We start from the raw sequence: 13,164 nt of genomic DNA, 5'->3' as shown, positions 1-13,164 counted from the left end.
TCATTATCATTTATTATAACAATTAACTTAGGGAGGTGTCAAACTGTCATACAAAATGATGTAAGGAGGAAGCATGAAGAAAAGATATTTAATTTTGGCACTGGTGATATTATCAGTGGCTTCTATTTTGATTGGAGCTAAAAACATTCAGCTTGCAGATATTTTGAAGTTAAATTACGAAAGTCTCCAAATTTTGTTTATAAGTCGTTTTCCCAGACTGATCAGTATTATTGTTTCAGGCATGGGTATGGCCCTTTCAGGCCTGATTATGCAGCAGATTACCAGAAATAAATTTGTTTCCCCTACCACAGCCACCACTGTAGATTCAGCTAAATTAGGGTTTTTGGTTTCATTAATATGGTTTTATTCCGCCTCAACCTTCAACAAGATGGTAATTGCCTTTATTTTTGCTCTGGGGGGAACCTTTTTATTTATGACCATATTGAGAAAAATCAAGTTTAAAAATATGATTTTTGTTCCACTGATTGGTATTATGCTGGGGAGCATTATCGATTCAGTTACGACCTTCTTTGCTTATAAGTACGATCTGATACAAAGTATGAATGCATTGCTCCAGGGTAATTTTGCAATGGTAATTAAAGGAAGATACGAGCTATTGTATTTAAGCATTCCCCTCACCGTAATTGCCTTTGTCTATGCCAATCAGTTTACCGTTGTGGGAATGGGAGAAGCCTTCGCTAAAAACTTAGGTCTAAATTATAACCGTGTGGTGAACGTGGGGGTTGTCATTATTGCATTGATAAGCTCCCTGGTGGTGATTACAGTAGGGCAAATTCCCTTTTTAGGACTCATTATTCCAAATATCGTTTCCCTCTATGGAGGAGACAACTTAAAGAAGAATTTGATGCCAACCGCCTTACTGGGGGCTGTGTTCCTCTTGTTTTGTGACATACTTGGAAGGATTATTATTTTTCCCTATGAAATACCCATCAGTCTGATGGTAGGTGTCATTGGAAGTGTAATATTCCTCTATCTACTGGTAAGGAGGAATGAAGCATGAAGATCAGGGGTCGGCTGGGCCTTTTAATTGCAGCCTTTATTGGGCTGATAGTACTGTTTTTATGCTTTGGGCTGAATCCCAATAGCTGGCAATATGCCCTTTCTAGGAGGATTCCCAAGGTTATCGCCATTGTATTCACCGGTGGGGCCATTGCTCTTTCCACCATCATATTCCAGACCATTACCAACAATCGTATTTTAACCCCCAGCATCCTAGGGTTAGATTCACTTTACATGTTTCTTCAAACCACCGTGGTATTCTTTTTAGGCTCATCAGGTATGGCTATCATTAGCAGTCACACTAACTTTTTACTGTCAGTGGGCCTGATGATGGGGTTTTCAGCCCTTTTATACTATTGGCTGTTTAAAAGAAAATCACAAAATATTTTCTTTCTTCTCTTGGTAGGGGTCATATTGGGGAGTCTTTTTCAAAGTATGTCAAGCTTTATGCAGCTACTGATTGATCCCAATGAGTTCCTCGTTATACAGAGCAAAATGTTCGCCAGCTTTAATCAAGTCAACACCGATATTTTGAAGCTGGCCGCAGTACTGATCGTAGCCTGTATCCTTTATGCGTATCTGCACGTTCACCTACTAGATGTGGTTTCTTTAGGAAGAGAGCAGGCCATTAACCTGGGGGTGCCCTACGACCGGATAGTTAAAAGGATGCTGGTTGTAGTGGCGATGATGGTGTCGGTTTCCACGGCCCTGGTGGGGCCCATTACCTTTCTGGGTATTTTAGTGGCAAATCTTGCCCGGGAATCTTTAAAAACCTATCAGCATAAGTACCTGGTAGCAGGCTCTATGCTGATAAGTGGAGTCGCCCTGGTAGGCGGACAATTCATTATAGAACGGGCCTTAAGATTCCAAACTCCCATAAGTGTTGTTATTAACCTGATTGGGGGCACCTATTTTATCTATTTACTGTTAAAGGAGAGTCAGGGATGATTGAAGTAAAGGAAGTAAGTAAACGATATGGCGCCAAAACAGTACTGGATTCCGTGTCCATTCAGGTTCCTACAGGGAAAATTACCTCCTTTATTGGTGCCAATGGGGCAGGAAAAAGTACACTCCTTGGCCTGATCAGCCGACTAATCGACAAGGATGCCGGGCAAATATGCCTGGAGGGCAGGGATATTGGCCAATGGAACACCAGAGAGCTGGCTAAGAAGCTGTCTATTCTAAAGCAGGCAAACCATATCAATATCAGGCTGACAATCCGGGAGCTTGTGAGCTTTGGCAGGTTTCCCTATTCCCAGGGGAACCCGACAGAGGAGGATCAAGGGTATATTGATAGAGCCATTGCTTACCTAAAGCTTGAAGATATTCAGCATCAGTATCTGGATGAGTTAAGCGGAGGCCAAAGACAGCGAGCCTATATTGCCATGGTATTGGCCCAAAACACAGATTACATCTTACTGGATGAGCCCTTAAACAACCTGGATATGAAGCATGCGGTGGAAATTATGAAAATACTAAGGGCCATGGTAAAGGATTTGGGAAAGACCATCGTATTGGTGATGCATGATATTAATTTCGCCTCCTGCTATTCCGACTATATTGTGGCCATGAAGCAGGGCAAGGTAGTTAAAACAGGTTTTACCGACGAGATCATTGACCAAGGGGTTCTAAAGGAAATTTATGAGATGGATTTCAAAATTCAAGAAATAGAAAGCAATCGAATCTGTATCTATTTTTAAAAAAAACATGAGGTGAAAATATGAAGAAGAAAAGAATGTTAACGCTCTTAATTTTATTGATTAGTGCATTGGCCCTGACAGCTTGCTCCACCCAGGCGCCCCCTGCTGAACCGGCAATCGCACCCGAGAACGATACCGAGGCTGGAGATACCACACCAACAGAGATTGAAATAACCCATGAGCTTGGTAAAGCTACTGTAAAGGTCAATCCTGAAAGGGTATTGGTGTTTGACTATGCCACCCTGGATTCCCTTGATGAGATGGGGGTAGAGGTCTTAGGCTTACCAAAATCCAATATCCCCACCTATTTAGAAAAGTTCAATTCAGATCAATATGAGGATATCGGAACACTATTTGAGCCTGACTATGAAAAGATTTATGAATTAAATCCTGATGTCATCTTTATCTCGGGAAGACAGGCAAGTGTATATGAAGAATTAGAAAAAATTGCACCTACAGTATATCTTGTCATAGATACCGATGATTACATTGGCTCCTTCAGTGAAAACCTAAGAACTCTAGGTAATATCTTTAATCAATCAGACTTTGTTGAAGCAGAGATCAGTCAAATTGAAAGCCGTATTGGCAGTCTGAAGGAGGCAGTGGCAGGTAAGGTTACCGACTCTCTGATTATCATGGCTAACGATGGTTCTTTAAGCGCCTACGGAGAAGGATCAAGATTTGGTGTAATTCATAATGAATTTGCCTTCCCTGCAGTAGATAAAGAAATTGAAATTGCCAACCATGGTCAAAGCGTATCCTTTGAATATATTGTAGAGAAGGACCCCGAATATATTTTTGTCATTGATAGAGCCGCCACCGTCGGCGGAAGCGTTACAGCCATGCAAACCTTAGACAACGATCTAATTAAAATGACCCAGGCGTACCAAAATGACAAAATCATATACTTAGATTCGCAAATTTGGTATGTGGCTACAGGAGGCCTTAAGGGAACCAAAATTATGATTGATGAGATGCAAGCCGCAATACAGTAAAGTCTACAACTCCCCCTTTTTATCTTAAAATAAAGAATGACACCGCCTCGTTTTCATAAAGCGAGGCGGTGTTTTTTTATCAATTGAATATATGGTTTACATATGTAAAATGATGGTATATATTAGGATTATATAAATTAGCCTAGAAAAACCTGAGTTTAGGTGATACAGGGTATTAGGTTAATGCCCACAATATATAAAATAGAATAAGTGGAATAAAAGTCAACCAGTTTTAAAAATATTTTATAAAAAGTTTTAGAGGTGAAAAAATTGAAACATTCCTTCATACTTTTAATTTATTTTCTCTTGGTTTTACTGGCTGTTCTTTTGGCAGCAGCGTGGTATTTCTATCGTGTTGGTGTACAAAGAAGAAAAAAGGACTTTATTCAAAACAATCCAGACATACCCAGGGAATCGGTGGATGAAACTTGGGGTGCAGGTAAGGCATGGCTGGCAGCCCAAAGTCAAACAAAGCTGCATATTGTATCAAAGGACGGATTAACCCTTAAGGCCATTTATTTAACCGCCCAAGGGCCCAGTGAAAATACGGTTATTTTAGTACATGGATATGCCGGTCGGGGGCAGTCGATGGCTTTTTTGGCCCAATATTACTGCGAGAAGTTAGGTTTCAATGTATTAATGCCAGATTTAAGGGGTCATGGTGAAAGTCAGGGGAACTACATTGGCTTTGGCTGGCATGATCGGTTGGATCTTCTTCAATGGATTCAACGGATCATTGACTTAAATCACGGGGCGGGAAAAATTATTCTTCATGGCATTTCCATGGGCGGTGCCACAGTATTGATGACCAGTGGTGAAAGGCTTCCTGACAATGTGGTGGGTATTATTTCTGATTGTGCCTATACCTCGGCCCAGGATATTTTAACCCATCAGCTGAAGAAAATGTATAGGATTCCTGCCATACCATTATTGCCTATCACCAGTTTAATATGCAAGCTGAGGGCAGGCTATTTCTTCAAGGAGGCTTCGGCAGTCAGGCAGGTGGCTAAAACAAATCTTCCGATTCTTTTTATACACGGAACCGACGACAAATTTGTTCCTACCTGGATGGTACATGAGCTCTTTGGGGCCGTAAAAACAGAGCAAAAGAGAAAATTTCTAGTAGAGGATGCAGGTCATGGAAACGCCTACTGGAAAGATACCCAGGGTTATCAAAGGCATATTCAAGACTTTGTTGAGGCCCTTTTAACCCCATAGCCTTCTCTTAAAGCTCCAATAAATTTTTTTATATGTTAAGATCAATCCCATGGATTGGTCTTTTTAACCGAAAAAAATTATAGTATGATAGTAGGGTACATGGTTAATTTGTAGAAACGGAGCCTAGGATATGAAAAAAACCGTCTATTTTGCAACGATTCTTGTGGTAGCTTTAATACAGCTTTTAACCCGGGTAAAAGAGATAGATCGTATACTGTTCATTTTAAAGCCCGTTACCCTGCTGGTATCATTGTTTACGACTACTGAGTTTCATTTTGTAGAAGGGGCAGGCTTTGTAAATGAAGGGCTTCAAGTAGTGATTGGCAAGGCCTGTGCCGGGGGCAACTTCTTTTCTCTGCTGTTTGCCATGCTGGTTTTTAGCTTTATTCCTGTCATTAAAGGTAAACAAAAGCAGCTAAAGGCATGGTTCCTGTTCCTTTTATCGGCCTACGGGTTAACCATAGTGGCCAATAGTTCAAGGATTATCAGCACCTTGCTGCTAATGAGGCTGGGACTTTTGGTTGGCCGGTATCAATCGGCTATTCACCAACTTATCGGAATCGTTTTTTACTTTAGTTATTTGGTAATTGCCTATGTACTTGTTAACAAGATATTGAAAAAAAGGAGGGTTGATCATGGAACGACTCTATAGGCCTTATTTGCTGTTTTTTACAGTTACGCTGCCGCAGCTTTTATTGTTGGTTCTGTTCAGCAGGGTGTATCACATTATCAATACGGAGCTTTCAAAGGAGGCTTTACATAAATGGAAAATTTTCTTTACAGCCCTTATGATTGGCTTGATTGTCATTACCCTTCATGCCATATGGCTTGTGATTAAAAAGAAAAAAATTCCCCCGCTTTGGGCCGCCGAGCTTATGGGCTATGTATTTCTGGTAAGCTTTTATTTCTTCGGAGAAACCAGTATGATTCCTGTCAGCATCGATAGCTGGATGCTAATGGGAATATCCCCCTCGGTGGTAGTTTTAACCCTAATCATGCCGGCCCTGGGTCATGGCATGCTGCTGTTGGTTCATTTACATGTAGAAAGATATGGAGCAGGCAGTCTGTCTAAAGACACCGCTATGATGATGGCAATCCCTTTGATTTGGTACATGGGGGCCAATGTAGTTTTTGGCATCCTGTCTGTTCATTCGATACCCAAGCTAATTCAATCATTGGTTTTAATTATATTTGTGGTAAGTATACTGATGTTCTTTTTTCTTTTTATACGTATTCTCTATGGCATATTAATCAGAAAATCAGACATGTGGCGGAAATACCTATTGGTTGTTGTATCAATTGGGTCATTGACAGGGCTGGCATTGAATCAAACACTATCCAATATGTTTGGTAACTTTTCTCACCCAATATTTTATATATTGAATCTGCTCATCATCATTTTATTATGGTTACCTAAGGCAGAGCAGCCCCGAATCCGTTTGGCACTATTTATTGCCAAGGCCATTACCCTTGCTTATACCCTATATTTTGCAATTGTATTTCTTCCCTATCTGCCCCTTTCAATTTTGGGCATTATTTTCGTTGGTTTGGGGGGACTGCTGTTAATTCCATTAGTGCTTTTATTTATGCATATTCAATCTCTATGGCTGGACTTTGAATACTTAAAGGAGACCTACAAAAGCAAAAGGCTTACAATTGTCTTTGTGGCAGGCCTTATGGTGATTCCTTTAGTCCTGACAGTTACCGTTTACCAGGATCAATATCACCTTGATCGAGGGCTGAACTATGTTTATCGTAGAAGCTACCAGGAACCCCTAAAACAGAAGCTAAATCCATCAGCCATGAAGCGGGCCATAGACAATATTAAGTATTCAGCATCCACCGATTTGGCAGGCTTCGATGGTTTAACCAGAAATAACAATATCCCTTATCTTTCTGCCCTTTACCGGTATTTTGTCTTAGATAATCTGACCATTTCAAGGGAAAAGATCAACCGGTTGGAGGCTATTTTTTATGGTGAACAGGAAGAATTAAATACGGAAAATCAAAATAGTTCAATTACCAGGCGGGTGCGGCTGACTGAAGCCAGATCAGAAACCAGTATTGATGAAGCAACAGGTCATTATCGAAGCTGGATCCATTTGACCTTAAAGAATAATAGCTATGCCCAGGAGGAATACATTACCACCCTTCGCCTTCCCGAGGGAAGCTATATCAGCGATTATTATCTGTATGTGGGGCCCCACAAGAAATATGGACTCCTAGCAGACAAAAGGGCGGCCAATTGGGCCTATCAGCAGGTAAGGAATATCAGAAAGGACCCAGGTCTGTTAACCTATACCAGCAGTGATTTAGTAGAATTTAAAGTATTTCCCTTTGCCCCTATGGAAACAAGAGAGACAGGAATTGAAATTATCCACCGGGCACCAATGGAGCTGTATATTGACGGCAAGACCCTTCAACTGGGTCAGCCCCAGGAGGGGGAGAACCGACTCAATATCGCCCCGCTTCAGGAATATCCCTGGCTTGCCTATATTACCAGGGAGGAAAAGGAAGGTTTAAGGGCCGTGAAACGGCAGCCTGCCTATTATTTTTTAATTGATTACTCCAAGGCCGGTGAAGGGTTGATTCAAGATTATCATCAGCGTGTGGAGGAATATATCAAAGATAACCGGCTGGAAAATACGTCGCTTCAAATAATTGCTGTAAATTATCAAGAGAAGGTACTGGATATTAATCATCATGAAGGGACTTTAAAAAATGAGCTGCCCCTTCAAGGAGGATTCAATCTGGATTACAGCATTAAGAAAATCTATTATCAGCATTATATGGAAAACAGTGATTATTATCCTGTGGTCATTGTCGTCAGCAATTATTTTCATCGGGCCATTAAGCCTGAAAACTTTCAATTTTTTCAATTTACCGCACCAGAGGGCTCAAGCTATTACCACCTGGATTTATCAGGTAACCTATATCGACATTCCCTATTAGATTCACGGCTGCCCATGGACAGACAGGATAAAATTGAAACCCCTTTAGTTTTACACTGGCGTTCGCCAGATGGTAAAAGCTATTACCTGCCCGACAATCAACAGGATACCCTGCTGCTGCTAAGTGAACCGCCCTTAGGACAGGAGGTAATCAGGGAATCAAAATGGAATGCAGGAGTAATACTTAAGGCCATGCATATGGCCCACATGCTTAAGCCGGAAGAAGGGACCCAAATTAATCTGGCCATGGTGAAAAACAGTATTGCCAATGAAGTAATGGGCCCGATGACCTCCTTTATTGTACTTGAAACCGAAGCTCAGGAAAAGGCCATGCTGCAAAGGCAAAAAGATCTGTTGGCCACCAATAAGGCCCTTGATATCAACGATTTTGTTCAAATGGATGAACCATCTTTGTTAATTCTATGCCTTTTAACAGGGTTGTTTATCTGCATTAGAAGGAGAAAAAAGGCCTAATATAAAAGCCGCCATGGATATATTCCGTGGCGGCTTAAATTTCATGAATTAAAATATCTAATTAAATAATGGCAGTAATCTTAAAAAATAAGTAATTTAAGCGCCCTGAGTCATGATCACATCTTCTAAGCGATGATATTGCCGAATATAGCCTTTATAAATTAATTCCTTATTTTCAATGAGAAATAAATCAGTGGTCTTCACCAGCTCTGGCGCCTTATTCAGTTTGAAGATATTACTTTTAATCAGTATTTCATATACAAATTGCGAGCAGAAATAATGATGTCTTCTTTTTAATGGTTTATTCAATAAAACACCAAACAGGCCTAAAAAATTGTATCGGTATTTCTCCTTCTGGGCAAGAAAGATTTCAATTTCTTTCTTAAGGAAGGTCATCTGTTTTCCAGATACCTTTACTCGGTAAATTAAACATTCACTATGGCTGAATTTTTTATAGACACCATCATGTAAATTTTCCTCCACCAGTCCCCCTGAAAAGGGATTGTTGGGATTAGTTCTGCCGAAGGAATACATTTCACGAAAGGTAGGATCAAAGCTAATGGATGCATGCACGTATTTTGTATCCGAAAAAAGATTAATTAACCTGGATAACCAGGTACCGGTTTTTGTAAAAACCAGATAAATATATTGGTCTTGCATAATTTATTATTCCACTCCTTCTGTATTTACAATTTAAAGTTGACAATCCAATTGGTTTAAGGAAACTATTATAAAATTAACATATATATTGTCAGTAGTAAATAGTTATTAATTGGATAAACCATACTAATTTAAACAACCATTGAAAAACCCCCATATCTGGTATTAAAGGAAAATAAATTTCTCTGTAGAATAATAGATAATACAAATATTCATTCAGACAGGAGGAAAGACATGGAGCATAATTACATAGAAATCGACATTGCTCTTCTCCTTTCGAATAGTCTGCGGCTATGGTGGCAGGCCAGGTCGGATTTTCCCCTTCGAGAGGAAACAGACCCCAGCCATAGAAGATACAATCGACGTCAGGTGGAGGCCTTTAGAAAAGAGCTGACTACCGCCCTAAGGCAAAACAATAGTACGGAGTTGGAGCATAAAATTATGAATTTAATTAGAGCCTTAGAAGCTAATATAATCGGCTACCATCAGAGCTGTATCGACTTTTTTTCAGAATGGGGCTATCCAGAGGTAACCGAAGCCTTTATTAAGGAAGCCAGAAGCTTTGATTCAGATATAGATCTATATGATATTTTCCAAGCCATCAGAAATGTTTGGATTATGAATAGCATGCAGATTTTATGGGGCAATAAGGCAGCATTAAGCCCTGCAATTTTCTCCTATAGTATGCTTTATCCCTATAGCGACAATTACCTTGACGATATCGCCGTTCCTCTGGAGCAAAAGCATCAATTTAACCAACGCCTTGGGGCCTGGCTCCAGGGGCAGACACCAGAGCCGGCCTGCCGGCTGGAGGTAAAAATTCTGCAACTGGTTAGAAGGATAGAAGGCCAGTATCCCAGGCATACTTACCCCGGCGTACATGAAGGTCTTTTGGCCATTCATCGGGCCCAGGAAAAAAGCCTTAAGCAGCAAAGGGGCAAAACAATTCCCTATGAGAGCAATATCCTTGACATTACCCTTAAAAAGGGAGGAACCTCTGTTTTAGCCGACGGATACCTGGTAAAGGGCAGCTTAACAGAGGAAGAAGCTAAATTTTTCTTCAATTATGGTGTTTTTTTACAGCTAATTGACGATTTGCAGGATGTCATGACAGACCAAAAACAGGGCCATATGACCCTCTTTTCACAAGTGGCAGGGGCCTTTCCCCTGGATCATTTGGTCAATAAGCTATTTTGGTTTATTGAAGAAGCCCTAGGGGCTTCCAATCTCTTTACAAGCCAGGCGGCCCTCAGGCTGAAGGAAATTATGAAGGAAAGCTGTAAAATGATGGTTTTAGAGGCCATCTCCCATAACCAAGGCCTTTTTACTAAAGACTACCTTAAAAGGTTGGAAGCCTGCTCTATTTTACCCTTAAGCTATTGGCAGAAGATTAAAAGCAAGTTTCAACAGAGCTTTTCGGCAGAGGAGCTGCAAAGGATCGTAGCTGCCCTGGAGTCGAGTTAAATAAAATCAGCCCCGGATCTTCCGGGGCCATTGTAAAAACCTAAGCCTTGTAGGCTTCCAAATATTCATCATAGGTCATTTTCACATCAACCATGCCTTCAGGGGTAATTTCAATGATTCTGTTGGCAATGGTCTGTACAAGCTGATGGTCATGGGAGGTAAAGATGACATTACTCTTATAATCCCTCAAACCATTATTCAGGGCCGTAATAGACTCCAGGTCAAGGTGATTGGTGGGTTGGTCCAGCATTAGTACATTGGCATTGGCAAGCATCATTTTGGCCAGCATACAACGCACCCGCTCTCCCCCTGACAGCACCCTAAGCTGTTTTAGGGCCTCTTCTCCTGAAAAGAGCATTTTGCCTAGAAAGCCCCGTATATAGGTTTCAGACTTTTCATCAGAAAACTGTCTTAGCCAGTCTACTAAATTCAATTCCATATCATTAAAATATGACGAATTATCCTTTGGAAAATAGGCAGTGGTAATGGTAACCCCCCACTTATAGTGGCCACTGTCGGGCTCCAGCTCTCCGGCTAGAATCTTTAAAAGGGTAGTATTTGCCAGTTCGTTGTCTCCCACCAGGGCAATTTTATCCCCCTTGCCGACGGTGAAGCTAATATCCTTTAACAGCGGCTCGCCATCGACAGTTTTTGAAAGGCCCTCTACAATAAGAATATCATTTCCTACCTCTCGAGAGGGTTTAAAGCCAACATAGGGGTATCGTCTTGTGGAGGGTTCAATATCATCAATCGAAATTTTTTCAAGCATTTTTTTACGAGAGGTAGCCTGCTTCGACTTAGAGGCATTGGCACTGAATCGAGCAATAAACTCCTGCAGTTGTTTGATCTTTTCTTCCTTTTTTCTGTTTTGATCCTTGACCATTTGCAGGGCCAATTGGCTTGATTCGTACCAGAAGTCATAGTTGCCGACATAGAGCTTAATTTTTCCGTAATCTACATCGGCCATGTGGGTACAAACCTTGTTTAAAAAGTGACGGTCATGGGATACCACAATAACAGTTCCCTCAAACTCAATTAAAAACTCCTCAAGCCAGCTGATTGACTTAATATCTAAATGGTTAGTCGGCTCATCAAGAATAAGAACGCCAGGCTTTCCGAAGAGGGCCTGGGCCAATAACACCTTCACCTTTTCTGAACCCTGTAAATCGGCCATTTTTTTATCATGAAGCTCAGTGCCAATTCCCAGTCCCTGAAGTAAAGCAGAGGCGTCAGCTTCGGCTTCCCAACCGTTAAGCTCGCTAAATTCGGCCTCCAGCTCAGCCGCCTTCATGCCATCCTCATCGGTGAAATCAGCCTTGGCATAGATTGCATCCTTTTCCTTCATAATTTCAAACAATCTCATATTTCCCATGATAACCGTATCTAAAACCACACAATCATCAAATTGATAGTGATCCTGCTTTAATACCGATACTCTAACATCCGGGGGAATATGTACCTCCCCAGTATTGGCCTCTAGCTCCCCCGAAAGAATTTTTAAAAAGGTGCTTTTTCCGGCACCGTTGGCACCAATCACGCCATAGCAGTTTCCGGGAGTGAATTTTAGGTTTACATCCTCGAAAAGCTTTCGCTCTCCATATCTTAAGCTTAAATTTGTAACATTAATCACGCCATTACCTTCCTCTACTAAATATTCATAAAGCTTTGGCTATTATACCATAAAAGTCAAAAGAAATACAGCCAACCAAGGGTTGATTTACTAGAAGGAGTCCTTTAAGGGCGTGACCTTGACATCATCATAGATAAATTGATGAAGATGGTCGGTGGTCACCGAAAGGTCCGTTGACAATACCCATTTTCTGTCAATCACCTTGCCTTCACAATAGCCGTAGAGAGGAAAGCGGTACCAATCCAATTCGAAGTCAGTTAGCTTATATACCGCTAAAGTGGTTTGAACCATTTCTACAATCGATAAATTTGTTTTCACATAGGGAAGCAGCCTTACTGCCAGGGAAGGATACTGACTTGGCTCCAAATCCTGAATCTTGGAAAAGAGGGCCGACATAACATTATTTTGCCGCTCAGCCCTTTCAAAATCCCCTTCTCCCACTTGTCGAATCCGGGCATAGGCCACTGCCTGGTTGCCATTTAAAAGCTGTAGTCCTTCCTTTTTAAGGGGAGTAGGTACCTCCTTCTTAATCTCGGCCACCTCCTCCATATACTTATTAATTTCGTTAATCTCTTTTTTCTTAATGGTTAGTTCAACTCCCCCCAAGGCATCTACGATATTAGATAAGCCTACGAAATCAACAGTAACATAGCTGTCAATGGACATATCAAAGTTATCGTTAACAGCCCTCATGGCCAGCTCGGGGCCACCATAGGCGTAGGCTTCGTTGATTTTCATCTTTCCCTTGTCCGCCACCTCTACATAGGTGTCCCGCATAATGGAGGACAGCTTTAGCTTTTGGTGGGCGGGGTCAATTGTCAAAATCATAATCGCATCAGATCGAATGGCTTCATACTTTTCCCTGCCGGAGTCAATTCCGAACAGAAGAATGTTAGTGGTTTCCAAGGATGATTCCTGGAAGGTTTCAGCAGAAAAATCCTCTGACCCTGCTTTCTTTGACTCACTTCCCTCACTAGGCTGGTGAAGAAGGAAGGTGGCCAGGGGAAGCGACAATATAATTAAAACTGCAATTAGCCTTTTCTTCATACCTG

Annotated in this window: 11 protein-coding genes; 8 read left to right on the top strand and 3 right to left on the bottom strand. The window is 41.2% G+C overall.

The features are described 5' to 3' along the window. Positions 1 to 73: 73 nt before the first annotated feature. From ACYQ1I_RS05570 to ACYQ1I_RS05540, 7 genes are all read left to right on the top strand, one after another. Positions 74 to 1,021, top strand: a complete 948-nt coding sequence (locus tag ACYQ1I_RS05570; protein WP_459763196.1) for an ABC transporter permease — start codon at positions 74 to 76, stop codon at positions 1,019 to 1,021. Further along, positions 1,018 to 1,968 carry an iron chelate uptake ABC transporter family permease subunit gene (locus ACYQ1I_RS05565; RefSeq protein ID WP_459763194.1) on the top strand — a complete coding sequence of 317 codons (951 nt, stop codon included), beginning with the start codon at positions 1,018 to 1,020 and terminating at the stop codon, positions 1,966 to 1,968. Before ACYQ1I_RS05570 ends, ACYQ1I_RS05565 begins: the two co-directional genes overlap by 4 nt. After that, positions 1,965 to 2,720, top strand: coding sequence for an iron ABC transporter ATP-binding protein (locus tag ACYQ1I_RS05560; RefSeq protein ID WP_459763192.1), 756 nt, complete (start codon positions 1,965 to 1,967; stop codon positions 2,718 to 2,720). Before ACYQ1I_RS05565 ends, ACYQ1I_RS05560 begins: the two co-directional genes overlap by 4 nt. Positions 2,721 to 2,740: 20 nt before the next feature. Next, on the top strand, positions 2,741 to 3,715 hold the full coding sequence (locus ACYQ1I_RS05555; RefSeq protein ID WP_459763190.1) for a siderophore ABC transporter substrate-binding protein: 975 nt from the start codon (positions 2,741 to 2,743) through the stop codon (positions 3,713 to 3,715). Positions 3,716 to 3,985: 270 nt separating this feature from the next. Then, complete coding sequence (locus ACYQ1I_RS05550) at positions 3,986 to 4,933, top strand: alpha/beta hydrolase (protein WP_459763188.1); 948 nt, start codon at positions 3,986 to 3,988, stop codon at positions 4,931 to 4,933. Positions 4,934 to 5,063: 130 nt separating this feature from the next. Further along, entirely contained in the window at positions 5,064 to 5,585 is a 522-nt protein-coding gene (xrtK, locus tag ACYQ1I_RS05545) for an exosortase K (protein ID WP_459763186.1), read from the top strand. Continuing rightward, entirely contained in the window at positions 5,569 to 8,358 is a 2,790-nt protein-coding gene (locus ACYQ1I_RS05540; protein WP_459763184.1) for an MSEP-CTERM sorting domain-containing protein, read from the top strand. Before xrtK ends, ACYQ1I_RS05540 begins: the two co-directional genes overlap by 17 nt. Before the next feature lie 96 nt (positions 8,359 to 8,454). On the opposite strand, the gene ACYQ1I_RS05535 is transcribed toward ACYQ1I_RS05540, so the two are convergent. Then, on the bottom strand, positions 8,455 to 9,018 hold the full coding sequence (locus tag ACYQ1I_RS05535; protein ID WP_459763182.1) for a hypothetical protein: 564 nt from the start codon (positions 9,016 to 9,018) through the stop codon (positions 8,455 to 8,457). 234 nt (positions 9,019 to 9,252) lie between these two features. Between ACYQ1I_RS05535 and ACYQ1I_RS05530 the strand changes: the two genes are divergently transcribed. Continuing rightward, the gene (locus ACYQ1I_RS05530) at positions 9,253 to 10,482 is read left to right on the top strand and encodes a hypothetical protein (protein WP_459763180.1); all 1,230 of its coding nucleotides are present in this window, start codon (positions 9,253 to 9,255) and stop codon (positions 10,480 to 10,482) included. A 40-nt stretch (positions 10,483 to 10,522) separates the two neighbouring features. On the opposite strand, the gene ACYQ1I_RS05525 is transcribed toward ACYQ1I_RS05530, so the two are convergent. Continuing rightward, entirely contained in the window at positions 10,523 to 12,112 is a 1,590-nt protein-coding gene (locus ACYQ1I_RS05525; RefSeq protein WP_459763178.1) for an ABC-F family ATP-binding cassette domain-containing protein, read from the bottom strand. Between the two features lie 90 nt (positions 12,113 to 12,202). Beyond that, positions 12,203 to 13,159, bottom strand: a complete 957-nt coding sequence (locus tag ACYQ1I_RS05520; RefSeq protein WP_459763176.1) for an LCP family protein — start codon at positions 13,157 to 13,159, stop codon at positions 12,203 to 12,205. Between the last annotated feature and the right edge of the window lie 5 nt (positions 13,160 to 13,164).

Source organism: Alkaliphilus crotonatoxidans (assembly GCF_054658015.1).
This window is presented reverse-complemented; position numbering and strand designations above follow the sequence as displayed.